Genomic DNA, 22,177 nt, shown 5'->3' with positions numbered 1-22,177 from the left:
TCGGTCCGATCGCCCTCTGCCGATTCCCCGTGTCTTTACATCAACGGAGAATTGGATGTTTCAGCAACTTCGTCTCAAATGGCTGCCTGGGCTAATGCTCGGCCTTGCCGTCAATGGTGCCTGGGCGCAGCAGCCCGCCCCCCCGGCTCCAAGTACCGCCCTATCCCTCAAGCACGCTTTCGAGGCAGCATGGGCACGCCAGCCTGAAGCGCTGTCGCTCACGACTCAACAGGAAGCGGCGCAAGCGCGCCGCGACAGTGCCGACAGTTGGTTTGTCGAACCGCCCGCCCTAGAGGTAGCCGGAAAAACCGATCAGTTGGACAGCAATCGCGGGAGCCGTGAGTACGAGGTCGGCATCGCGGTTCCGATCTGGCTGTCGGGCGAACGTTCGAGCACTGCAGCCCTCGCCACTGCCGAAATAGCTGCCACGGCGAGCCGGGCTCGCGGCGCGCAGTTGCGCACCGCTGCAGCGGTACGCACAGCATATTGGGATTGGCAACGCGCGCGCGTAGATGTGACGCTGGCGAGGGCGGGTCTCGAGAACGCCCGCGAACTGGCCGCCGACGTGGCCAAGCGCATCAAGGCGGGTGATCTGGCGCGCGCAGATCAGCATCAGGCCGACGGTGTGCAAGCTACAGCTGAAGCCGCCGTCGCCGAGGCAGAAAGCGCCCTTGCAGATGCTGCACAGCAGTTGCGCACGCTCACTGGAATCGGGCCAGAACGCTCATCCGGCGGGGTGTCTGCGCCGGAGCCCGTCCCGTCCGCTGCGACACCGACACAGATTCTTGAGACGGCGCACCCTGCAGTGGCCGAGCTGCGTGATCGGGTCGACGTTGCGCGGCGCACGATGACCCTTGCCAGCGTTCAGGGCCGCGCGAATCCGGAGTTGAGTGTCACGACCACCCGCGAACGCGGCGCATCGGGTGAATCCTGGGAACAGACAGTCACGCTGGGCTTGCGCATTCCGCTTGGTTCCGGTTCGCGCAGCCGGTCCCGCGTTGCAAGCGCCAATGCAGAGGCCATCGAGGCCGAGGCGCAACTCCAGATCGAACTCGAACGTCTGCTGGCCGAAACAGAGATGGCGCACCAGCGCGTCGAATTGAGACGGCAGCAGGTCGCCGCTGCTGAACGGCGCTCCGACCTCGCACAGGCGTCACGCGGCTTCTTCGAGAAGGCGTTCCGCCTCGGTGAGGCCGATCTGCCGACCCGTCTGCGCATCGAATTCGAGGCGGCCGAGGCCGAACGCGAGCGCGCGCGCGCGCGTATTGATCTGGCAGCCGCCATCTCGGCCCAGCGCCAAGCGTTGGGCCTGCTTCCCGAATGAATAACAGGATCCCCAAAATGAAATCCACTCATACCCTCGCGGCATGGAGCCTCGCTGCCGTGCTTGCCGGGCTTGCCCCGCAAACGCTGGCCGGTGACGGACACGACCATGGAGAAGCGCCCGCGACCACAGCGGGCCCGGCATTGCCGCGATTTACCGCCGTCTCGGAACTCTTCGAGCTGGTCGGCGTAGTGAATGGCAAGAACGTCACCGTCTATCTTGACCACTTCGCTGACAACAGTCCGGTCAAGGACGCAAAGGTCGATCTGGAACTCGATGGGAAGGCCGTTGCGCTCACGCCCCATGCCGACGGTGAGTTCGAGGCCACGCTCGAGGAGACGCTCAAGCCGGGTGTCGTCTCTGTCACGGCAACGGTGATTGCCGGTCAGGACGCCGATTTGCTCGCTGGTGAGCTCGACTTGCATGAGACCGCCGCCGAGGCGCACGAAGAGGTTGCCGAATTGGACATGAAACCCTACGCAATTGGGGCAGGCGCGGGGGGGCTTGTGCTAGGCCTCATCGGCTGGGTTGTGCTTCGCAAGGGGAATTCGCGTAATCGCTCGACTGGAGGTGCCGCGTGAAGCTGAGCGTACTGTTTGCTGCGCTGGCGCTGGTATCGGCCAGTGCCTCGTGGAATGCCTTTGCTGGCGAAGGCCATGATCATGGCGATGAAGGTCCAGTTGTGGCAGGAGGCAATGGGCCACAACGGCAAGCCGATGGCAGTGTCTTTCTGCCAAAGCCGGCACAACGCCAGATCGGTGTTCGCACGTTGGTTACGGAAGCCGGCGAATTGCCGCGTACCACCGCGCTGGCCGGCAAGGTGGTCATGGACCCGAATGCCGGCGGAAAGGTGCAGGCCATGGTGGCTGGGCGCCTGGAGGCGGGCCCGCAGGGGTTGCCAAGCGTCGGTCAGGCCGTGAAGAAGGGGGACGTGCTGGCTTACGTTAGTCCTTCGACGGACCAGATCGAGCGGTCTAACCAGATGGCGCAATTGGCCGAGCTGCACGCGGCCAGGGCCCTTGTGGAAAAGCGCCTTGCGCGTCTGAAGGAACTCGCCGACACGGTACCGCGCAAGGAGATCGAGGCGGCCGAAAGCGAGCTTGCCAGCCTGAGGGCCAGATCGAAAGCGATCGGTGGTGGCCTCAATGCCCGTGATGTCCTGACCGCACCCGTCAGCGGTGTGATCGCATCGACTAACGCCGTGTCAGGCCAAGTGGTCGATGCGCGCGAGCTCGTGTTCGAGATCGTCGACCCGAAGCGGCTGCGTGTCGAGGCGCTCTCCTATGATCCAGAAATAGCGGCGGATGTCGCCTCTGCAAGTCTTGCGGTCGGCGACCAGCGGATCCCGCTCACCTTCATCGGCGCCGCCCGCAGCCTGCGCGAGCAGGCCTTGCCGCTCACCTTTGCAGCCGAAGGGGAAGCGCTGGCCTTTCTTGCCGTGGGGCAGCCGGTCGAGGTCTTCGTCCAGTCGCGCAGCACGCAGCAGGGTGTAAGCGTTCCCGCAGCATCGGTGCTGAAGAATTCGGCAAACCAAACCATCGTCTGGGTAAAGACGGCGCCCGAACGTTTCGAGTCCCGGACCGTCACGATCGCGCCGCTGGACGGCGTGAACATTGCGGTGACGTCCGGCCTCGAAGCCGGCGAGCGGGTCGCCTCCCGTGCCGCCACGCTGATCAACCAGATCCGCTGACCGGGAGTCTATCCGATGTTCAAGTGGCTACTCGACAACAGCCTTGGTAACCGGCTGCTGGTGATTATCGCCAGCCTGGTACTGATGGCCTACGGTGCGTTCACGCTTTCGCGAACACCCGTGGACGTATTTCCGGATCTCAACAAGCCGACGGTCACGATCATGACCGAAGCCGGCGGCATGGCGGCGGAGGAGGTCGAGCAACTCATCACCTTTCCGCTCGAGACCACCATGAATGGTTTGCCCGGCGTGGAGTCAGTGCGCTCTACCTCGAGCTCGGGGCTGTCCTTCATCTACGTGACCTTCGACTGGAGTACCGAGATTTTCCGCGCCCGGCAGATGGTGTCGGAACGCCTCTCAGCCATGGAGGAAGGGTTGCCTGAAGACGTGATTCCGCGCATGGGGCCGATCAGCTCGGTCATGGGCGAGATCATGCAGATCGCGATCCCGATCGACACGGCGAAGATCTCGCCGATGCAGGTCCGAGAGTATGCGGACTGGGTTCTTCGTCCGCGCCTGATGGCGATCCCCGGCATCGCGCAAGTCATCCCGATTGGCGGAGAGGTGCGGCAGTTCCAGGTTCAGCCCGACACCCGCCGTATGGCTGAGCTCGGTGTTTCGTTGGAGCAGTTGGAAGGGGCGATTCGAGGCTTCTCGTCGAACACCTCGGGGGGCTTTCTCGAACTGAACGGGCGCGAGTATCTCATCCGCCATCTCGGTCGGACCTCGAGCCTGGAGGATCTGAAGAACCTCGCGATCACTGCGCGAGATGGCCAGCCGATCCTGCTGCGTCAGATCGCATCCGTGACCTTCGCAGCGGCGCCCAAACGGGGGGATGCGGGCTTCGAGGGCAAGCCGGCCGTCATCCTCGGCATTCAGAAGCAGCCTACGGCGGACACCATTCACCTGACTCGCTCGATCGAAACCGCGCTCGAAGAGATGAAGATATCGCTCCCGGCCGGGATGGATGCGCCGGAGGTGACCTTCCGGCAGGCGACTTTCATCGAGGCATCGATCAGCACGCTCAAGGGTAAGCTGATTGGCGCATCGGTGTTCGTTGCGGCAATCCTCTTCTTTTTTCTCGGCACCCTGCGCCCGACGATCATCGCGCTCACCGCGATTCCGGTGTCCATCTTCATGACGGCGTTGGTCTTCAAGTATTTCGGGCAGTCGATCAACACGATGACCCTTGGTGGTCTCGCGATTGCGATTGGCGGCTTGGTCGACGATGCGGTTGTGGGCGTAGAGAACGTGCTGCGCCGATTGAAGGAGGACCGCGCAAAGCATCACGACCATCGGCTTCACCCGATCGAACTCGTGGCGCGCGCAACGATGGAAGTGCGCTCGGCCATCCTTTACGCGACGATCATCATCGTGCTGGTGTTCTTGCCGCTGTTCGCGCTGCCTGGCATGGAGGGGCGGCTGTTCGTGCCGCTCGGCGTGGCGTTCATCGTCTCCACGCTCGCCTCGTTGGTCGTTTCGGTGACCGTGACGCCGGTGCTGTCCTTTTACCTGCTTCCCCGGATGAAGTCCCTCGATCACGGTGACACGCGCTTGCTCGCCTGGCTCAAGGCACGTTATCGCGGGGCGTTGCAGGGGGTGCTCGAGCACCCCAGGGCGGCCGTCACCGCGGGTGCGGTTGCGGTGGCAATTGCTGCCGCTGCGGTACCGTTCTTCCCCACGACCTTTCTGCCGCCGTTCAACGAAGGCACCTTGCTGATCGGCATGCGGCTCAACCCGGGCGTTACCCTGGCGGAGTCGACCGTGCTCGCGCAGCAAGCGGAAGTGCTCGTGAAACAGGTTCCCGAAGTGACGCACGTCGGGCGCCGAAGCGGGCGGGCCGAGCTTGACGAGCATGCGGAAGGTGTCCACGTCAGCGAGCTCGATGTGGGGCTGAAACCCGCCGGTGAGCTGAGCCGCTCAATGGGTGAGATCACCGCAGACATCCGGTCGCGACTGGTCAATCTGCCAGCTGCGATCGCGATCGGGCAACCGATCTCACACCGCATCGACCACATGCTGTCGGGCGTGCGCTCGCAGATCGCGATCAAGATCTTCGGCGAGGATCTCGACACCCTGCGCGGTCAGGCTGACGTATTGCGAACGCGGCTTGCCGCCATTCCGGGGCTCGCTGACCTGGAGATCGAGAAGCAAGTGCTCGCGCCGCAGATCAAGGTGCGGATCGACTATGCGGCCGCTGCCCGTTACGGGGTGCCGGCACCGCAGATTCTGGCCGCGCTGCAAAACCTCGTCGAGGGCGAGAAGGTCACCCAGATCGTCGAGGGTGGTCGACGGTTCGCATTGGTCGTTCGCCTACCGGAAACGGCGCGCTCGGTCGACGGGCTGGCTCAGATCCTGATCGAAACGCCGACCGGACATGTGCCCTTGTCGAAGCTGGCGTCGATCGAGGATGGTGACGGTCCGAACCAAGTGAGCCGGGACGACGGTAAGCGCCGCATCGTGCTCTCGGCCAATGCGCAGCAGCGTCCGCTATCGGAGGTCGTCGAGGACATCCGCACCGTCGTGGCCGACCTTAAGTTGCCCGAGGGCTACTTCATCACCCTCGGCGGGCAGTTCCAAGCTCAGGAAGAGGCATCCCGTTTGGTCGGGTTGCTTTCGATCGTCTCACTCGTGCTGATGTTCGTCGTGCTCTACAGCCGCTACAAGTCGGTTCGACTCTCGGCGCTCATCATGGCGAACATTCCGCTCGCACTGGTCGGGGCGGTGATTGGACTGTGGATCTCCGGTCAGCCGCTGTCGGTGGCGGCACTCGTCGGCTTCATCACGCTTGCAGGTATTTCGGTGCGAAACGGCATCCTCAAGGTGAGTCATTACCTCAACCTGATGCGTATCGAGGGCGAGAGCTTCGACCACACGATGATCCTGCGGGGCTCGATCGAGCGCCTGTCGCCGGTGCTGATGACCGCACTGGTAACCGCGTTTGCGCTTGCACCGCTGCTGTTCGAGGCCGAGCGCCCGGGTACCGAGATTCTGCATCCGGTGGCCGTGGTGATCTTCTCGGGCCTCATCAGTTCGACCCTGCTGGATACCTTCCTTACCCCTGCAATGTTCTGGCTCTTCGGCCGCCGCGATGCAGAGAGTCTGCTCGACGATCGAAACGCCGAAGCATTCTGACGCTGCTTAACCCGCCTCATGCAAACCAGAAAGGAAAAACCATGAAGTTCTCAAAAGTCGTCGCCCTCGCTGCTCTCGTGTCTGTGGGCCCCGCCTTTGCAGCCGACGAGCATGACCATGCTCACGAGCATGAATCGATGCATGGAGGCGTGGTGGTCGAGGTCAAGGATCTCGATCTCGAACTCGTTGCCAAGCCCGAGGTGATCCAGTTGCATCTTCGCGATCACGGCAAGCCTGTTGATGTGGCAAACGGCAGTGCCAAGCTCACGCTGCTGTCTGGCGCAAACAAGCAAGATGTCGAACTCAAGCCTGCAGGTGATCGACTCGAAGCCAAGGGTAGCTTCAAGGTCGGCGCCGGCACCAAGCTGGTCGCGGTTGTCACCCTTCCGGGCAAGCCTTCCACCACGGCACGCTTCACACTGAAGTGACTCCGCCCGACCGCCTGCGGCAACGGCGCGCAGGCGGTCACCTCAGGCGCTCGGCGGTAGCAAGTTGAAAGCACTGTTGTGAGTTAACCAGCGGCCTGCCCCGCAGATGTTGTTCGCGGCGCAGACGGCTCAGCGGTTCTGCACGCTTGCACTATGATGCAACTATGCATCTCATCACCGTCAAACCCGAAGAAGTCTTCCAAGCCTTGGCCGACCGCACCCGCATTCGCATCATGCGTCTGCTCGTAGACACCGGCGAAGAGATCTGTCTATGCGAATTGGTGGACAGCCTCCAAGAGCTGCAATACAAGCTCTCTCGCCACCTGAAAACGCTGCGTCAGGCTGGCCTGCTGAGCGCCATCAAGGATGGCCGCTGGCTCTACCATCGGCTGGTAACCGGCTCGCCGACGATGGGGCCCCTGTCCGATCTGATTCGCTCGGTACCCGATGAGGATGATGTCTTCTCGGGTGATCTTGGACGATTCCGCGAGCGCATCTGCTTGCGCGAAGACGGCCGTTGCCGGGTGGGCATCCAGACTTCTGACTTAGCGACGGGGGCCAGATGAACATCAATCGCCGATGCGCGCCGTTTCCCCCCGCTGCCCGTCCCCGGGCGCAATCCCCAGTGGTCATCGGTCCGTCGTAACAAGACCGTCATGGCCTCCGCTTGTGACATAGGAGAATCGAGATGAAGAACACGATCCTGGCAGCCGCGTTGTCCGCCGTTGTACTTTCGTCCATGCCCGCTCTCGCCCAGCCGGCGTCTGGTGCCCAAGCGAACCTCGAGCCGCCCAACGTGCAGGAGTTCGACAAGCGGATGGCGCAGGCGCAGGAGAACATGAAGAAGATGCAAGAGCAGATGGACAAGATCAACCAGACTCAGGATCCCGAAGCGCGGCAAAAACTACTCCAGGAGCACTGGGCCACGATGCAGAACAACATGCAGCTGATGCACGGCATGTGGGGGCCGGGCGGCGGCATGGGCTGCTGCATGGGCGGCCCGGGGATGGGGCCCGGAATGACGATGGGCCCAATGATGGGATGGGGCCATATGGGCGGCTACTACTCGACGCTTACGCCCGAACAACAAAGGCAGCGCCAGTACATGATGGATCAATACATGCCGATGCAGCAGATGATGATGGACCACATGATGCGACACCAGCAGTACATGTGGATGAGGTGAGCGGTGTTTGCGGTCGCCAGAGCGCCCCGAGAAGCAACAATGATACTTTCAGGGAGAGGCGGCCGGTTGCAGCGCAATGATGGCCATGCCGACCAGCGCGACGCCGGCGCCCGCGACATCCCAGCGGGTCAGCGCAACGCCATCCACGACGCGAAGCCACACCAACGCGACCGCGATGTACATGCCGCCGTAACCGGCATAGGTTCGCCCGGCTGCAGTCGGATGCAGTGTCAGCAGCCAGGCGAAGGCGGCGAGCGACAGCGCTGCGGGCACGAGCAGCCAGGCACTCCGGCCCTGCTTCAACACGAGCCAGGGCAGATAGCAGCCGACGATCTCGGCCACGGCCGTCAAGGCGAACAGGCCGGCGAGCTTGAACAAACCGATCACGGCTGCACTTTACCCACTTCCTCCGCTACCAGGCGTGCCAACTGCTCGGGGCCGAAGCTCGGCAGGCTGCGTCCATTGACGAAGAAGGTTGGTGTCTTGCTGACCTGCAACGCGGTCAGATCCTCGATGTCCTGCGCGAGCACGGCCTGGATCTCGGGCGTCTCCATGTCCTGCCGGGCGCGTCCCATGTCCAGGCCGGCGCGGGCGGCTGCTTCGAAGGCGATGCCGATGTTGGGCGCCGCGTGGTCGGCCCACTCCGGTTGCGTGGCCAGCAGCGCCTCGAGCACCGGGGTGTAGAGTCCCTGCTTGCGCGCAGCCTCGATCAGTTTCACCACCTGGTCCGAGCCGTGATGGAAGGGCGCATAGCGCAGCGCAAGCCGGACCTTGTCCGGATGCTGGGCCATGATCTGCTTGACGATCGGATAGAAGGCGCGGCAGGTCTCGCAGGCGGGATCGAAGAACTCGACGATGGTGACCGGCGCGTTCTGCGGCCCGATGATCGGGGTATGCATCCGCACGAGGCGGCTTCCTTCCACAGCGACGCGCGTGTCCTGCTCGGCCTGTGTGCGGTCGCGATAGGCATCCATGCCGAAGTAAAAGGCCAGGCCGAGGATCAGCAACACGGCGAGTGCCAGGAGTTTTCGTGTGTTCATTTACGGGTCCTTATCAGATAAATCGTCAGGGCGGCGGCGATGGCGAGGAAGGCCGCCAGCGATAGCCAGGGAATCTGGATGTCGCCAAGGATGACCAGGGCTTGCTGGCTGCACGAGGGGCCGGTGCCGCACGGCACCCACCACTGTGGCACCCAGCCTGCGATCAGTGCGCTGTGATAGGCGGCCAGCGCGAGACCAGCGAGCGCGAATGGCAGCGCATACACCGCACCGCGCCGGTCCTCGGCGAACACGGCCATGCCCAGAATGAGGGCGAGCGGGAACATGGCGATCCGCTGGTACCAGCACAGCACGCAGGGCGTCATGCCCATCACTTCACCGATGAAGAGCGCGCCCAGCGTGGATACCAGAGCCACGGCCCAGGCGGCCATCAGCCACCACCATTGGGTTCGTTTGTCGTGCATCGAGTCGATCTCGAGGGTTGGTTCCCAGGCTTCGGGAGGGGCGGACGCCATAGGCAGTGCCCGGACGTCCGCAATGGAGCACACCGCCGCTACCGTGCGGCGCGCGCTCGAAGACGAGGGGAAGACAGGGGTGGGCTGCCGCTCAGGCAGCGAGGCGCCACTTGGGGCGTTCAGGCTCGGTGACCAGCGCAGACGCGTTGAAGTCCCGCCCGGCGTCGACGAGGACATGGCCCAGTCCTGTCAATGGCAGACGACCCGCATCGAGCAGTGCCGCGCTCGCCAGGATCTGGCAGAAACCGCAGTCGGCGTGAAGCTGCCCTTTCATCCCTTCATCGCCTTCATCCACCTGACAGGTATGTGGATGGTGGTCGCCGTGGCTGGTCGCGAAACCGGCCGATTCCAAGCAGTACGCCTCCAGGCCCGCCGAAGCGAACTGAAGTGGAACGAGCAGCAGGAAGAAGATGGCAAGCCAACGGTGCATGGGCGACGATTTTAACTCCGGCCCGTTGGCTGACGGCTCATATCGCGACCATGAACGTACCGGAGCGCTGGCACCCCACATTGTGGTCACGCCGCCACCGAACCGCAGATCATTGCGCATGCTCATCGTGGCACACACAGACATCCCCCCGCGTCGGCGCCTCGAGCTCATGCAGGATGCCGCATTGCGCCGCACGATCGGGGGCACCGCACTGGTTGCGCAGGGCGACGAGTTGGCGCTCGAGCATTTGCAGGGTGTCGAGACGCGCGCGGACACGGGTGAGTTGGGAGTCGATCAACGCGTCGACCTCAGCACAGTCGGTTGTGGGGTCGTCCACGAAGCGCAGCAGTTGCGCGACGTCGACCAAGGCAATGTCCAGTGCCCGGCAGTGGCGGATGAACGCGAGGCGCTCAAGGTGCCCACCCGCGTAGGCCCGATATCCATTGGGGCTGCGGGAAGGCGCCGGGAGCAGACCGATCCGTTCGTAGTAGCGGATGGTTTCGACCTCGACGTGCGCGGCCTTGGCCAATTCACCGATCTTCATCGCCTGCATCTCCTCATTGCAACCGCCCAACAGCTTAACCGCTTGACCCTGTAGTGGCTACAGGGTGTGTGATGCACCCCTCGCCCACGTAAAGGAGAAAACCATGGCCGGCTGTTGTTCCCACTCCACCTGCGATGCCAGCGCAGCGAGCCCGCGCTTCCGCCAAGCACTGTGGATTGCATTGATCGTGAATGCGGCGATGTTCTTGGTCGAATTCGTCGCCGGCCTTGCAGTCGGTTCGGTCGCCCTATGGGCCGACGCCCTCGATTTCGCAGGAGATGCCGCCAACTATGCGCTGTCGCTGACGGTGCTGTCGTGGGGATTGATATGGCGGGCACGCGCGGCCTTGCTCAAGGGCGTGGCGATGGTGCTTTTCGGCGCCGTTGTAATGGCACGCGCCCTGTGGGCCTTCCAGCACGGCGTGACGCCTGAGCCGATTACGATGGGCGTGGTCGGCATCCTCGCACTGCTCGCCAACGCAGGGGTGGCGATGATGTTGTATCGATTTCGCGCGGGCGACGCGAACATGCGTTCGGTGTGGCTGTGCAGCCGCAACGATGCGATCGGCAATCTCGCGGTGATCCTGGCGGCGGCAGGCGTCTTCGGTACCGGAAGCGCATTGCCGGACCTTGTCGTTGCACTGGTGATGTCCGGGCTCGCGCTGTGGTCGGGGCTTGTCATCGTCGCTCACGCCCGGCGCGACATCGGCGACGCACGACAAGTCCATCAGAAGGGATGAGGACAGCGGAGCGACGTGCTTGAGGCAATGACAGGTTTCGAGGCCCAGCGGCCATCAGGATGGCAGGATTGTGGAGAGGAGGACGGGCAGCTGATGGCCGGGTGCGTGAGGTCACGAACGGCAGCTTCGGAGCAGCGAAACTCGTGGAATCCCTGGGTACCTGACCGGCAGCTTTGCGGAAGTCGCAACGACCGCTCGGGGTCGGGTGCCGTCGCGTGCGCAGCGTCAAAGCTGACATGACGAATACGTGAGAAGGGCCGATGCTCGCCGTCCGGTCAGGCTGTTGAGTCGCCCCTGCAGGAGTCACAGCGCTCGTATGTCACGCGCCATCCGAGACGTCAGTCGGCCTCATCCAGACCGGAACAATTTGAACGTGAACGCCCGGCTGCCATTGCCGTGATCGAAATGGCGGCTGGTGACACGACTGCTTGATCTACCCCTCAACGAGGGTTCGCTGGTACTGGGCCTGGTGATGCAGCCCGGCACCTCGCTGGCCGAAGCCAACCGGATGGGGCGTGAGGCCGAACTGCTGATCGGCCAGGTTCCCGAGGTGACCCAGGTCGGCCGCCGCACCGGCCGTGCCGAGCTCGACGAGCATGCCGAAGGCGTGCACTCGGCCGAGATCGACGTGGACCTCAAGCGCAGCGGGCGCGACCGCGAGGCCATCATGGCCGACATCCGGGACCGGCTCTCGGTGCTGCCGGCGCAGGTGGCCATCGGCCAACCGATCAGCCACCGCCTCGATCACCTGCTGTCGGGCGTGCGCGCCCAGGTGGCCGTGAAGATATTCGGCGACGACATCGACACGCTGCGCGGCCTGGCCGAACAGATGCGATCCGGGCTGAGCGGGGTGCCCGGCCTGGTCGACCTGACGGTCGAAAAGCAGGTGCTGATTCCGCAGATCACCGTGCGGCTGGACCATCGCAAGGCCGCCCAGCTCGGGCTGTCGCCCGGCGAGGCGATCCGCGTGCTGCAGGCGCTGACCGATGGCGCTCACGGCGCGCAGATCGTGGACGGTCCGCGCCGCTACGAGCTGGTGCTGCGTCTGCCCGATGAGCGGCGCGGCCCGCAGGATCTGGCGCGGATGCTGATCGACACCCCTGCCGGCCGCGTGCCGGTGTCGGCCATCGCCAGCGTCGAGGAGACCGATGGGCCCAACCAGGTCGGACGCGAGAACGGTCGTCGCCGCATCGTCGTCTATGGCAACACCGATGGCAGCAACATGAGCGAGGTGATCGCTGCCGTGCGCGGCGTGATCGCCGGGCAGGCGTTGCCCACCGGCTACTTCATCAGTCTGGAAGGTCAGTTCCAGGCCCAGGAGCAGGCCACGCGCCTGATCGCGGGCCTGTCGGTGGTGTCGCTGGTGATGATCTTTCTGGTGCTGTACTCGCGCTACCAGTCGGCGGTGCTGGCCGGCATCGTGATGGCGAACATCCCGCTGGCCCTGATCGGCTCTGTGCTGGCGATGTGGATCGCCGGGGTACAACTGTCGGTGGCGTCGATGGTGGGCTTCATCACGCTGGCGGGTATCTCCACGCGCAACGGCATCCTCAAGATCAGTCACTACATCAACCTGTGCAAGTTCGAAGGCGAGACTTTCAGCCAGGCCATGATCGTGCGCGGCTCGCTCGAGCGGCTGACGCCGGTGCTGATGACGGCCCTGGTTGCAGCCTTCGCACTGACGCCGCTGCTGCTGGCCGCCGATGCCCCGGGCAAGGAGATCCTGCACCCGGTCGCGGTCGTGATCTTCGGTGGCTTGGTCAGCTCGACGCTGCTCGATACCCTGCTTACCCCGGTCATGTATTGGATGTTCGGTCGCAAGCCGACCGAGCGGCTGCTCGGCGAGGATGCGCAAACGCCGGCAGTGGCCGACGCGCGCGAGGCTTTCTGAGCACGCGCTCGTTAAAGAACCAGGCACTCGCGGTGCCGCCTGCGCCAAGCGCACCGCGTTTCCAAGGAGAGATCACCCATGATCACCAAGTTCCTCGCAGCTGCCATCCTGGCCTGCTCCACCCTTGCATCCGCCCCGGCACTCGCGCATGGCGGTGCCGCCCCCAAGCACGGCGGCGTCGTGCAGACCGCAAGCGACCTGTCGTTCGAACTCGTTGCCGGCGAGGGGGCTGCCATGCTGTATGTCGAGGATCACGGCAAGCCCATGGTCCCGACCGGCATGAGCGGCAAGCTGACTGTGCTCAACGGCACCGAGAAATCGGAAGCCCCGCTGGTCGTGAGCGGCGACAAGCTCGAAGCCAGGGGCGTCACGATCGCCAAGGGGGCAAAGGTGGTGGCCGCAATCAACACCGCCGACCAGAAGGCCATTACCGTGCGTTTCACCGTGCGCTGAGCGCTCAGCGCGCCGGCAGTCGCAGCGGAGGGGGGCGGCGGCGACACCCCCACCGCTGGGGAGTCGCGCAGCGCCCAGACGCCTTGCCGGCCAACGGGCTGGCGGCGCGTCAAGCGCAGGCCAGTGCATGAGTTTGACCGGCCCGCAGAGTGACGCGGTAAAATCCCACTCATCCATCTGCCTGCGGCCGCAATTCGAATGAAGGATCACAAGTGAGCGACCCGAAGCAGAAGCACTGGCACCATCTGACCGGCGAACAGGTGCTGAGACTGCTTGCCACGAATGGGCAGACAGGCCTGGATCGGGTTGCGGTAGAAGAGCGACAACATCAACATGGACCAAACTCGCTGGCCAGGCGAGTTGGCGATGGACCCTTGTTGAGGTTTCTGCTGCAGTTCAATCAGGCGCTGGTCTACATTCTGCTTATTGCAGTGATCATCAAGCTCTCTTTGGGGGCCTTCGTCGATGCAGCGGTGATCTTCGGCGTGGTGCTGCTCAACTCGATCATCGGATTCGTGCAGGAGGGTAAGGCGCTCAATGCGCTCGAGGCGCTGTCGCGCACCTTGAAGATGGAGACCACCGTATTGCGGGCCGGAGAAAAGCAGCGCATCGACGCAGCCGGGCTCGTACCAGGTGACATCGTCCTTCTCGCCTCCGGCGATAAGGTGCCCGCAGACCTGTTTCTGTTGCGCAGCCGCAGCCTGCAAATCGATGAGTCGGCTCTGACTGGTGAATCAGTGCCGGTGGACAAGTTCCCTGGCATTCTGGAACTCGAGACGCCACTCGCCGACCGCACGAACCTGGCATATTCCTCAACCCTGGTCACTTACGGTACAGGGGTCGGCGTCGTTGTCGCCACCGGGGACAGCACCGAGATCGGCCGCATTTCGGAGCTCATAGCCAGCGCCGAGGTAATCGCCACACCGCTGACGCGCAAGATCGCCCACTTCAGCAGGCTGCTACTCTACGCGATCCTGGGGCTGGCTGGCCTGACCTTTGCCGTGGGCCTGTGGCATGGGCAGTATTGGGTGGACCTCTTCATGGCCGCCGTTGCCTTGTCGGTTGCGATGATCCCGGAGGGGCTGCCCGCAGTGCTCACCATCACACTTGCCATTGGCGTAGCGCGCATGGCAAAACGCAACGCGATCATCCGTCGCCTGCCTGCGGTCGAGACGCTCGGCAGCACTACCGTGGTGTGCTCGGACAAGACAGGAACAATTACTCGCAATGAGATGACGGTCCAGCGACTCTGGGTCGACGGACAGTCGTTCGAGCTCAGCGGCATCGGCTACGCGCCGGAGGGCGAGTTGCGACTTGATGGCGAGCGTCACTCAGCCGCCGAGCACGGGGTTGTGCGCGAGTTGCTGCGTGCCGGCCTCCTCTGTAATGACGCGGTGCTCAAGCGTGACGGTGATGCCTGGCGAATCGAGGGTGACCCCACCGAGGGGGCGCTGCTGGTCGCGGCCAGCAAGGCCGGTCTCGATGCTAGGACCGAAAACGCTCGTGCCGCCAGGCTGGAGACGATTCCGTTCGAATCGCAACATCAATACATGGTCACCCTGCACGGCGGCGACAACCCGGTCGTCTATCTCAAGGGGTCGGTTGAAAAGATCCTCGAGCGTTGCACGGTCATGCTCGGAGTAGACGGTTCGGTGGGCGCGCTCGACGCTGATGAGGTCCTTCGTCAGGTCAATGCAATGGCCGGTCACGGACTACGGGTGCTGGCGTTTGCCCGGATGGCCGTAGCGCGCGGGACTACCGACATCGATCATCAGGATGTCTGCGACGGCCTCACCTTTCTGGGTCTGCAGGGCATGATCGATCCGCCACGCGAGGAGGCGATCCACGCAGTGCGAGCCTGCCAGGAAGCGGGGATCAAGGTCAAGATGATCACGGGCGATCACGCCGCGACCGCCGCTGCCATTGCCGGCCAGATAGGCTTGTTGCACACCTCGGGACATGCGGGGGTACTCACTGGGCGCGCGCTCGAAGAGATCCCTGATGCCGACTTGATCGACGTTGCCGCGCACACGGCGGTGTTTGCACGCGTGACGCCCGAACAGAAGCTGCGCTTGGTCGAGGCCTTGCAGGCACGCGGGGAGGTGGTCGCGATGACCGGCGATGGCGTAAACGACGCGCCGGCGCTGCGAAGGGCCGACATTGGTGTCGCGATGGGCATCACCGGCACGGATGTCTCGAAGGAGGCCGCGGACATGGTGCTCACCGATGACAATTTCGCCACCATCGAAGCTGCTGTAGAAGAGGGCCGCGGCGTATTCGACAACCTGATCAAGTTCATCACCTGGATCTTGCCGACCAACGCCGGTCAGGGACTGGTGATCATCGCTGCGGTGATGGCGGCGCAGCCGCTGCCGGTGCTGCCGGTTCAGGCGCTGTGGATCAACATGACCACGGCCGTGCTACTTGGCCTCACCCTGGCTTTCGAGCCACGGGAGCGGGACATAATGAGTCGCCCGCCAAGGTTGTCCGCGGCACCGATCCTCAACGGCGAATTGATCAAACGCATCCTGCTGGTCGGCCTGCTGCTTCTCGTGGGTAGCTTCGGCCTGTTCGAATGGGCGTTGTATAGCGGGCGCAGCGAGCAGGAGGCGAGGACGATCGCAGTGAACGTCTTCGCGGTCGGGCAATCATTCTATCTGCTCAACTGCCGTTCGCTGCGGTACTCCATGTTCCGTCTCGGGCTGTTCAGTAATCCTTGGATCTGGGCAGGCATCGGGGCGATGATGGCTGTGCAGTTGCTGTTCACCTATATTCCGCTGATGAACAAGCTTTTCCACACGGCGCCGATCGGCTGGATCGACTGGGGGCTGATCGTTGCCGTCGGCCTCGCCATTTATCTGGTGATCGAAGGCGAGAAGGCTTGGAGAAGACGTGGCGCAAGCAGCACGGTAACGCACTGAAACCGGCGGCTCGCGCGGGCCGGCCGAGTAACGGTGCGCACCCCCTTGGAATCAAGTTATTTCACGCAGGCGTAGATGAATACAAGCAACGAGAAGGGCGTTAAGCAAGAGACCATGGGGGGCACGATCCCTTTACTGAACTGGATCATCGGGCGGGTTGCCCGCGTGCTGGCGGTAATCATGGTTCTGGTGATCATCTGGGGAGTCGCCGACGTTCTTTATGTCTTGTATCAGAGGTTGATGTCGCCGCCATTCATGCTGCTCGAGATCAAGGACATACTGGCGACCTTCGGGGCCTTCATGGCGGTTCTGATAGCGATAGAGATCTATCACAACATCATCCTTTACGCCGAGAGTGACAAAAGCCACCACCTTGCGGTGGAGATCGTGCTTGGAACTGCGCTGATGGCGATCTCACGCAAGGTGATCATTCTCGACTTCAACGACGTCGAACCCAGCTATCTCTACGGTACCGCGGCGATCACATTCGCCCTCGCAGTTGGCTACTACCTGATCGTGATCAGACCGAGAAAGCACAAAGTAGTCTGCGGAGAAGGGTGACGCATGCCAATCGATAGCCTCGAGCGCCTCTTCATTGCCATTCCTGGTCAATGGGAGAGGGCGATCGCAACCGTCCTTATGGTTTTGGTGGGCGCCACGCTGACACATCTTTGGGCTCGCTACCTGGCGCGCGGAGAGGTCATCTCCAACGAGAAGCGTCGGGTTCACCTGGTGTGGGTCCGCAACACCATCTGGTTTGTCGTATTGTTCGTGATCATTTCGGTCTGGGCGTCAACGATCGCGGGCTTTGCCTTGTCACTCGCTGCGGTCGCGGGTGCTATGCTGATCGTCAGCAAGGAACTGCTGATGTGTGTGCTCGGCTACCTCTATCTGACACTGGTCCGGCCTTTCAAGGTAGGAGACCTTATTGAATCCAGCCTGTTCAGCGGCCGAGTCGTCGATATCGACATGTTCGCGACCACCTTGGCCGAGTATGGCCATGCAGGGCAAGTCACGGGGAAGGTTGTCGAGTTTCCCAACGGCCTGCTGCTGACCACACCGGTCAAGAATGTATCGCCCACCGGCGAATACGTGCTGCACCTGATGAGGGTTCCCGTTCCGGCTGCGATGGTGTGCGACCTTGTCAGCATCGAAGACACCGCTAGAACGGCTGCAGAACTTGCGACCCGTGAATGGCAGGAGCAGGCTGAAGCGCACTTCCGTAAACTCGCGAACGAGGACTTCATCTCCTACTCGTCAGGCCGGATCAAGGTGCTCTGGGATTTTGTTGATCCTGAGCATCTCATGCTCATCATCCGTATAACCTGCCCGGTCGCAATGCGACTGAAGGTCGAACAGTCGGTGTTCAGAGCGATCTGGCTCGAAGTCAGTCGGCAACGTTCTGATTTAGGGGCAACTGGATGGGCTGCGCCGAGCTTGATGACTGATAACTAGACCACCAGCACGTCGCAGGGGGCGTAATAGGCAAGAAAGCGCGGAACGCTCCCGATCAAGGACTCGCGAATACGGCCTCCCCCGTGTCTGCCAACAACGATCACGTCCGCGCCGAGTGCGCGAGCCGCATCTGGCACGACCGTATTGGGTTTTCCGTGTGAGAGTTCGCTCTCAATGTCGATCCCGACCAGCTCCGGGTCAGCAAGGAGGGCATCGAGGTTGCGCTGGGCAACAAGGAACTCCCTTTCCGCCAGACGCTTGATTTCGGTTTCTGGGAAGCGCTTGTTCCGCAACTTGGCCTCGAATGGCGCAGCGTAGGCATGAAGCAACTTGACCCCGGCGTGCTTCGCCACGATCAAGGCCGCGCGCAACACCGCCTCTGAGCGTGGGCCCAGGTCCACCGCAGCCAATGCACGACGATAGTCTCCTTCGACCGCCCTGCGCGTGACCAGTACCGGACACGAGGCCTTGTTCAGAATGTGCGCTGCTGTACCGCCGAGCAGGAACTGTTGTAACAGACCGCTGCCGTGCGCTCCGATCACCCAAAGGTCTGGGCGAAAGATGTCAGAAGTCTCCGCCAGCACACGACGCGCGGAGCCGGTCAAGATCTCACCGCGAGCACGAGTCGCACCGCAACTTTGCGCCGCTTTGATCTGCGCAGCGAGATTTTCCTCGGCTAGGGCACGCATCCGATCCTGAAGGTCGTGTTCGCCGGCAAAGACGGCGTCAAACGCACTCTGCCGGGGGAACGCGTGGGTCACCAGCAATTCCGCATCCTCGCGTGCTGCGATGATCGCTGCTCGACGCACTGCTTCGTTACCCAGCTCAGAAAAATCGGTTGCTGCGTGGATCCGTTTTATCGCACTCATCATGATCCCCCCCCCATGAATGCTGTTGTCTGGACAACCCCGTCTCCGAACATTCGGTGCCGATGGGGCATGGTCAGAACTTGTCGAGGCGAATGACCTCTACGTCCTGCACGAATGCGACCATCGCGTAGTTGGCATAATAGTGTTTGTGCAGGAACTCGAGCACGCGTTCGGCAAGTTCGCGAGTGCAAATGACTTCGATTCGGATGTTCGCGGTCTCCCCCCAAGCAGCATCACGCACGCCGCGGTTGCCTTTGCCGCGGGCGTCAGAAATGGTGTAGCCACGAACGCCCAAGCGATCTAGCTCGCGCAGCAAGGGCTGTTCAAGCGTCGCTTCGGTGATCACGGTAAACAGAACGCGTTTTTCGGTTGCCAGAATCACAGGTTAGCTCCATCTGGTTGGGGTCGTCTCAGAAAACGGAAAATAAAGCACGTTGAACTAAACCGCTGACGCGGTGGCCGCGAACCCAAGCGCCACCGCGTTTTTCATGACGTCTGCGACGACGACCTACCTTGAAACCGGGGATGTCCCCGCGTTCAAGGAGAAGTGTCATGAGCCCCTTACGTCAGCAGATGATCGACGCGATGGTGCTGCGCGGATTGGCACGGCGCACGCAGCAGGCCTACCTGTCGGTGGTGGCGCAGTTGGCCGCGCACTACCACTGCAGTCCCGACCGCCTCGATGCCGCACAGGTGAAGGCCTGGCTGCTGCACCGGATCACCGAGCGGCACCTGGCCTACACCACCGTGAACCAAGCCGTGTGCGCCCTGAAGTTCTTCTTCGACATCGTGCTGGGCCGCACGGCCGAGGCCATCACGATTCCCTACGCGCACACGCCGCAGCGTCAGCCGGAGATCCTCTCGCGCGAGGAACTGGCGCGCCTGTTCGAGGCGGCCGCCAATCTGCGCACGCGCACGCTGTTGATGACGGCTTACGCGGCCGGACTGCGGGTGTCCGAGGTGTGCGCGCTGCGCGTCGCCGACATCGACAGCGCGCCGGATCGCATGTGCATCAGGGTGGTGGCGGGCAAGGGTGGCAAGGATCGCTACACGCTGCTCAGTCCGAGCCTGCTCGAAGCGCTGCGCGTCTATTGGCGCATCTGCAAACCCCGCGACTGGCTGTTCCCTCGCACCACCGACGCCGCCCGGCCATTCGACGTCAGCAGTGCGCAACGTGCGTACTACCGTGCCCGCGATCGGGCCGGCATCACCAAGACGGGCGGCATCCACACGCTACGCCACGCCTTCGCCACCCATCTGCTGGAGGCCGGCGTCGATCTTGCCACGCTCGCGAAGCTCCTGGGCCACGGCCACCTGTCGACCACGCAGCGCTACCTGCATCTGGCGCGTCCGGGTTCAATCCCCCACGACAGCCCGCTCGATCTGCTGCGCCGGCTCTGAGGCCGAGCGGCCATGGACCGGCCCACGCTGGCCGGCATCCTGCGCACGCACGGCAGCAGCTACCGCAGCAGCCATGCGCTGTCGCCCACCCAGGCGCGGGCCTGGCGTGCCATCGTCGACTGCCGCACCGCCGCGCTCGGCGGCGTACGCGAGCGTTGCGCAAACTGCGGCGCCGAGCGCCATGTCTGGCGCTCGTGTCGCAACCGCCATTGCCCGCAGTGCCAGACGCGGGCCAAGGAGGCCTGGCGTGCGGCGCGCCTGCGCGAGGTGCTGCCGGTGCCCTACGCACACTGGGTGTTCACGCTGCCCCACGCGCTCAATCCACTGGCGATCCGGCACCCGCGCTGGCTCTACGGTGCGTTGTTCGATAGTGCGGCGGCCACCTTGCTCGAGCTCGCCGCCAACCCGCGCTGGCTGGGCGCCGTGCCCGGTTTCAGCCTCGTGCTCCACACCTGGAGCCAGGACCTGCGCATGCACCTGCATGTGCACGCCCTGATCACCTGTGGCGGGCTCGACGCCGAGGGCAGATGGCGCACACCGGCGCGCGGTACGCGCTTCCTGTTTCCCGTCCAGGCCGCCTCGAAGGTGTTTCGCGGCAAGCTCCTCACGCGGCTCGACGCGGCCCACCGCAGCGGCGAGCTGGCCGACGATCCGAGCGCTGCGCCGGGTGCATGGCAAGCCCGACGTCGTGCGCTGCTCGCGCACGACTGGGTGGTCTACGCCAAGCCGCCGCCCGGCGGACCCGCCCAGGTGCTCGACTACCTTGCCCGCTACACGCACCGCGTGGCGCTCTCGAACGACCGCCTGCTTGGCTGCGATGCGGGCCAGGTGCGCCTTCGGGTGCGCGACAACCAGACCGGTGGCAAACGTACGGTCAGCCTGCCGACCGACACCTTCATCGGACGCTTCCTGCGCCACGTGCTGCCGGCCGGCTTCAAGCGCCTGCGCCACTACGGGCTGCTCGCCTGCGGCCACAAGCGGGCCCGGCTCGCCGCCGCCCGTGTGGCACTCCAGACGCCGGCACCGCAGCCGGCGGTGATCGAAGCGGCCGCAGACTTCCTCGCCCGCGTGAGCGGTGAGGACCCGCGATGCTGCCCGCACTGTGGGGTCGGGCGTTGGCACACGGTCGAGATCGTCATGGCTCGCCGGTACGATCCGCCCGCGCCTGCACCGCGCTGTCGGGATGGGCCGCCATGAACACTCACGCTCCCCCGTCTCGGCCCTTGCCGATGCAACGTCCGCACCGGCAGGCCGTGGCACGTCCCCCGTCTGCTGAACGCGACCGACACCGCACGCCGGATGCACGGCCGGCACCCGATCGCGGCCCATTACGGCGATGGTCGCGAGCGGCTCAGCGGCGTCGGATACTCGTTGCTGACCCGACCCTGCCGCGCGCTATCCGATGTGGATGACCCGCGCGTAGAATCCCCAGTATCACCGCCTGAGCGGCGGTTCAGTTCAACAAGGCTTATCCCTCGCGGCAGGCGCCTGCGCACCGAACGGCGCTTGCGGCGCGAGGGATAAACCCTATTCGTTAGGCGCAGTAAAGATTTGCAGAAACCCATTTCTCAACCCAAAGGAGTCTCAACCATGAAAGTCAAATTCATAGCATTAACAGCAGTAGCCGCATTTACTTCGAGTATTGCAACCGCAAATGAGCCTATCGTTGTAAATCAGGCAATCACTGAGAAGGAAGCAGTGGCGGCTCAGCGAGCTTGGTGTAGTGCCCTGCTTGATATCAACGCTTTGTACGAAAAGGAAGGGCAAGCGGCGGCGAAAGCGCTAGCTGGGAAAGTCATTGATTCCGCTTACGCCTACCAGATGGGCGCAGTCCTCTTTAAGCCAACGCTTACTGTGAATCCCCAAACGTTTCGCCCAACACGTGCTGGTGCGTTGTCTTATTTCGTGGGTGGCGATACCGCCTTCCCCAGTGACACAGGCTTTGCTCTAAAAGGCTGGAGAAAATGCGAGCCTGTGAACTCTGCTATTTTTATTGATGGTAATAGCGCAATTACGATGGGGAAAGTTCACTTCACCGACAAGAATGGGAAAGTAACTACCGTTGACAAAACGTGGGGTTACGTCAGAGATGATGCGGGAAATCTGCGTATCAACCTTCACCACTCATCACTTGAGTACCAGCCCAAGTAAATCCACTGTCCCCCTGTATCTAAACAGTGGAACTATCGCCCAACAAG

At 63.2% G+C, this 22,177-nt stretch carries 22 protein-coding genes and 1 pseudogene; 17 read left to right on the top strand and 6 right to left on the bottom strand.

The window, feature by feature from the left end:
* The first annotated feature begins 55 nt into the window (after positions 1-55).
* From AC731_RS15315 to AC731_RS15285, 7 genes are all read left to right on the top strand, one after another.
* The gene (locus tag AC731_RS15315) at positions 56-1,324 is read left to right on the top strand and encodes a TolC family protein (RefSeq protein ID WP_039921668.1); all 1,269 of its coding nucleotides are present in this window, start codon (positions 56-58) and stop codon (positions 1,322-1,324) included.
* A 17-nt stretch (positions 1,325-1,341) separates the two neighbouring features.
* Entirely contained in the window at positions 1,342-1,905 is a 564-nt protein-coding gene (locus AC731_RS15310) for a hypothetical protein (protein WP_002924863.1), read from the top strand.
* Positions 1,902-3,014 carry an efflux RND transporter periplasmic adaptor subunit gene (locus AC731_RS15305; protein ID WP_002924861.1) on the top strand — a complete coding sequence of 371 codons (1,113 nt, stop codon included), beginning with the start codon at positions 1,902-1,904 and terminating at the stop codon, positions 3,012-3,014. The genes AC731_RS15310 and AC731_RS15305 overlap by 4 nt, the downstream gene beginning before the upstream one ends.
* A 15-nt stretch (positions 3,015-3,029) precedes the next feature.
* Positions 3,030-6,149 carry an efflux RND transporter permease subunit gene (locus tag AC731_RS15300; RefSeq protein WP_004248730.1) on the top strand — a complete coding sequence of 1,040 codons (3,120 nt, stop codon included), beginning with the start codon at positions 3,030-3,032 and terminating at the stop codon, positions 6,147-6,149.
* Positions 6,150-6,190: 41 nt separating this feature from the next.
* On the top strand, positions 6,191-6,577 hold the full coding sequence (locus AC731_RS15295; protein ID WP_037983370.1) for a hypothetical protein: 387 nt from the start codon (positions 6,191-6,193) through the stop codon (positions 6,575-6,577).
* Positions 6,578-6,741: 164 nt separating this feature from the next.
* Positions 6,742-7,143, top strand: coding sequence for an ArsR/SmtB family transcription factor (locus AC731_RS15290; protein ID WP_004367291.1), 402 nt, complete (start codon positions 6,742-6,744; stop codon positions 7,141-7,143).
* Between the two features lie 122 nt (positions 7,144-7,265).
* Entirely contained in the window at positions 7,266-7,763 is a 498-nt protein-coding gene (locus AC731_RS15285) for a hypothetical protein (protein ID WP_002940144.1), read from the top strand.
* 48 nt (positions 7,764-7,811) lie between these two features.
* On the opposite strand, the gene AC731_RS15280 is transcribed toward AC731_RS15285, so the two are convergent.
* Genes AC731_RS15280 through AC731_RS15270 form a run of 3 tightly spaced genes read right to left on the bottom strand, consistent with a single transcriptional unit; the run spans position 7,812 to position 9,225 of the window.
* On the bottom strand, positions 7,812-8,150 hold the full coding sequence (locus tag AC731_RS15280) for a YnfA family protein (protein WP_002940142.1): 339 nt from the start codon (positions 8,148-8,150) through the stop codon (positions 7,812-7,814).
* Positions 8,147-8,803 carry a DsbA family protein gene (locus AC731_RS15275; protein WP_002940125.1) on the bottom strand — a complete coding sequence of 219 codons (657 nt, stop codon included), beginning with the start codon at positions 8,801-8,803 and terminating at the stop codon, positions 8,147-8,149. The genes AC731_RS15280 and AC731_RS15275 overlap by 4 nt, the downstream gene beginning before the upstream one ends.
* Positions 8,800-9,225: a disulfide bond formation protein B gene (locus AC731_RS15270; RefSeq protein ID WP_225433332.1), complete on the bottom strand. Its 426-nt coding sequence runs from the start codon at positions 9,223-9,225 to the stop codon at positions 8,800-8,802. The genes AC731_RS15275 and AC731_RS15270 overlap by 4 nt, the downstream gene beginning before the upstream one ends.
* Positions 9,226-9,298: 73 nt before the next feature.
* Between AC731_RS15270 and AC731_RS20165 the strand changes: the two genes are divergently transcribed.
* Positions 9,299-9,721, top strand: a complete 423-nt coding sequence (locus AC731_RS20165) for a hypothetical protein (RefSeq protein ID WP_198291793.1) — start codon at positions 9,299-9,301, stop codon at positions 9,719-9,721.
* Positions 9,722-9,815: 94 nt separating this feature from the next.
* Here AC731_RS20165 and cadR read toward each other — a convergent pair whose 3' ends face one another.
* Entirely contained in the window at positions 9,816-10,250 is a 435-nt protein-coding gene (gene cadR, locus AC731_RS15260) for a Cd(II)/Pb(II)-responsive transcriptional regulator (protein WP_002940122.1), read from the bottom strand.
* Positions 10,251-10,353: 103 nt separating this feature from the next.
* Between cadR and AC731_RS15255 the strand changes: the two genes are divergently transcribed.
* From AC731_RS15255 to AC731_RS15230, 6 genes and pseudogenes are all read left to right on the top strand, one after another.
* On the top strand, positions 10,354-10,989 hold the full coding sequence (locus tag AC731_RS15255; RefSeq protein WP_002924842.1) for a cation efflux transmembrane domain-containing protein: 636 nt from the start codon (positions 10,354-10,356) through the stop codon (positions 10,987-10,989).
* A 436-nt stretch (positions 10,990-11,425) separates the two neighbouring features.
* A pseudogene (locus AC731_RS15250) lies at positions 11,426-12,880 on the top strand (efflux RND transporter permease subunit); the annotation flags it as partial.
* 78 nt (positions 12,881-12,958) lie between these two features.
* The gene (locus AC731_RS15245; RefSeq protein WP_002937770.1) at positions 12,959-13,333 is read left to right on the top strand and encodes a hypothetical protein; all 375 of its coding nucleotides are present in this window, start codon (positions 12,959-12,961) and stop codon (positions 13,331-13,333) included.
* A 212-nt stretch (positions 13,334-13,545) separates the two neighbouring features.
* On the top strand, positions 13,546-16,254 hold the full coding sequence (locus AC731_RS15240; protein WP_031347444.1) for a cation-transporting P-type ATPase: 2,709 nt from the start codon (positions 13,546-13,548) through the stop codon (positions 16,252-16,254).
* Between the two features lie 75 nt (positions 16,255-16,329).
* Positions 16,330-16,815 carry a phosphate-starvation-inducible PsiE family protein gene (locus AC731_RS15235; protein ID WP_002931390.1) on the top strand — a complete coding sequence of 162 codons (486 nt, stop codon included), beginning with the start codon at positions 16,330-16,332 and terminating at the stop codon, positions 16,813-16,815.
* 3 nt (positions 16,816-16,818) lie between these two features.
* A complete protein-coding gene (locus tag AC731_RS15230) occupies positions 16,819-17,709 on the top strand; it encodes a mechanosensitive ion channel family protein (protein WP_002937768.1) in 891 nt (296 codons plus the stop codon).
* Here AC731_RS15230 and AC731_RS15225 read toward each other — a convergent pair.
* Together AC731_RS15225 and AC731_RS15220 are read right to left on the bottom strand one after the other, a co-directional pair.
* Complete coding sequence (locus AC731_RS15225; protein ID WP_031347445.1) at positions 17,706-18,581, bottom strand: universal stress protein; 876 nt, start codon at positions 18,579-18,581, stop codon at positions 17,706-17,708. The genes AC731_RS15230 and AC731_RS15225 overlap by 4 nt on opposite strands.
* Before the next feature lie 70 nt (positions 18,582-18,651).
* Positions 18,652-18,960, bottom strand: coding sequence for a P-II family nitrogen regulator (locus AC731_RS15220; protein WP_002931382.1), 309 nt, complete (start codon positions 18,958-18,960; stop codon positions 18,652-18,654).
* 170 nt (positions 18,961-19,130) lie between these two features.
* Between AC731_RS15220 and AC731_RS15215 the strand changes: the two genes are divergently transcribed.
* The 3 genes from AC731_RS15215 (at position 19,131) to AC731_RS19670 (ending at position 22,130) form a co-directional block, all read left to right on the top strand.
* Positions 19,131-19,979, top strand: a complete 849-nt coding sequence (locus tag AC731_RS15215; protein WP_048707287.1) for a tyrosine-type recombinase/integrase — start codon at positions 19,131-19,133, stop codon at positions 19,977-19,979.
* 12 nt (positions 19,980-19,991) lie between these two features.
* On the top strand, positions 19,992-21,176 hold the full coding sequence (locus AC731_RS15210; RefSeq protein ID WP_048707283.1) for an IS91 family transposase: 1,185 nt from the start codon (positions 19,992-19,994) through the stop codon (positions 21,174-21,176).
* 393 nt (positions 21,177-21,569) lie between these two features.
* Positions 21,570-22,130, top strand: coding sequence for a hypothetical protein (locus AC731_RS19670; protein WP_082794347.1), 561 nt, complete (start codon positions 21,570-21,572; stop codon positions 22,128-22,130).
* Positions 22,131-22,177: the final 47 nt, after the last annotated feature.

Origin of the sequence: Thauera humireducens, from assembly GCF_001051995.2 — a bacterium.
Classification (GTDB): Bacteria; Pseudomonadota; Gammaproteobacteria; order Burkholderiales; family Rhodocyclaceae; genus Thauera; species Thauera humireducens.
Note: the sequence above shows the minus strand (reverse complement) of the source record. Positions and strands in the feature narration are given on the sequence as shown.

Bases quoted from the DNA above. Each gene is read 5' to 3' on its own strand.
- AC731_RS15275 (WP_002940125.1), bottom strand. From the start codon at position 8,803: ATGAACACACGAAAACTCCTGGCACTCGCCGTGTTGCTGATCCTCGGC.
- AC731_RS20165 (WP_198291793.1), top strand. From the start codon at position 9,299: ATGGAGCACACCGCCGCTACCGTGCGGCGCGCGCTCGAAGACGAGGGG.
- AC731_RS15290 (WP_004367291.1), top strand. From the start codon at position 6,742: ATGCATCTCATCACCGTCAAACCCGAAGAAGTCTTCCAAGCCTTGGCC.
- AC731_RS15310 (WP_002924863.1), top strand. From the start codon at position 1,342: ATGAAATCCACTCATACCCTCGCGGCATGGAGCCTCGCTGCCGTGCTT.
- AC731_RS15245 (WP_002937770.1), top strand. From the start codon at position 12,959: ATGATCACCAAGTTCCTCGCAGCTGCCATCCTGGCCTGCTCCACCCTT.
- AC731_RS15255 (WP_002924842.1), top strand. From the start codon at position 10,354: ATGGCCGGCTGTTGTTCCCACTCCACCTGCGATGCCAGCGCAGCGAGC.
- AC731_RS19670 (WP_082794347.1), top strand. From the start codon at position 21,570: ATGAAAGTCAAATTCATAGCATTAACAGCAGTAGCCGCATTTACTTCG.
- AC731_RS15210 (WP_048707283.1), top strand. From the start codon at position 19,992: ATGGACCGGCCCACGCTGGCCGGCATCCTGCGCACGCACGGCAGCAGC.
- AC731_RS15225 (WP_031347445.1), bottom strand. From the start codon at position 18,581: ATGATGAGTGCGATAAAACGGATCCACGCAGCAACCGATTTTTCTGAG.
- AC731_RS15295 (WP_037983370.1), top strand. From the start codon at position 6,191: ATGAAGTTCTCAAAAGTCGTCGCCCTCGCTGCTCTCGTGTCTGTGGGC.
- AC731_RS15300 (WP_004248730.1), top strand. From the start codon at position 3,030: ATGTTCAAGTGGCTACTCGACAACAGCCTTGGTAACCGGCTGCTGGTG.
- AC731_RS15230 (WP_002937768.1), top strand. From the start codon at position 16,819: ATGCCAATCGATAGCCTCGAGCGCCTCTTCATTGCCATTCCTGGTCAA.
- AC731_RS15270 (WP_225433332.1), bottom strand. From the start codon at position 9,225: ATGCACGACAAACGAACCCAATGGTGGTGGCTGATGGCCGCCTGGGCC.
- AC731_RS15285 (WP_002940144.1), top strand. From the start codon at position 7,266: ATGAAGAACACGATCCTGGCAGCCGCGTTGTCCGCCGTTGTACTTTCG.
- cadR (WP_002940122.1), bottom strand. From the start codon at position 10,250: ATGAAGATCGGTGAATTGGCCAAGGCCGCGCACGTCGAGGTCGAAACC.
- AC731_RS15235 (WP_002931390.1), top strand. From the start codon at position 16,330: ATGAATACAAGCAACGAGAAGGGCGTTAAGCAAGAGACCATGGGGGGC.
- AC731_RS15215 (WP_048707287.1), top strand. From the start codon at position 19,131: ATGAGCCCCTTACGTCAGCAGATGATCGACGCGATGGTGCTGCGCGGA.
- AC731_RS15315 (WP_039921668.1), top strand. From the start codon at position 56: ATGTTTCAGCAACTTCGTCTCAAATGGCTGCCTGGGCTAATGCTCGGC.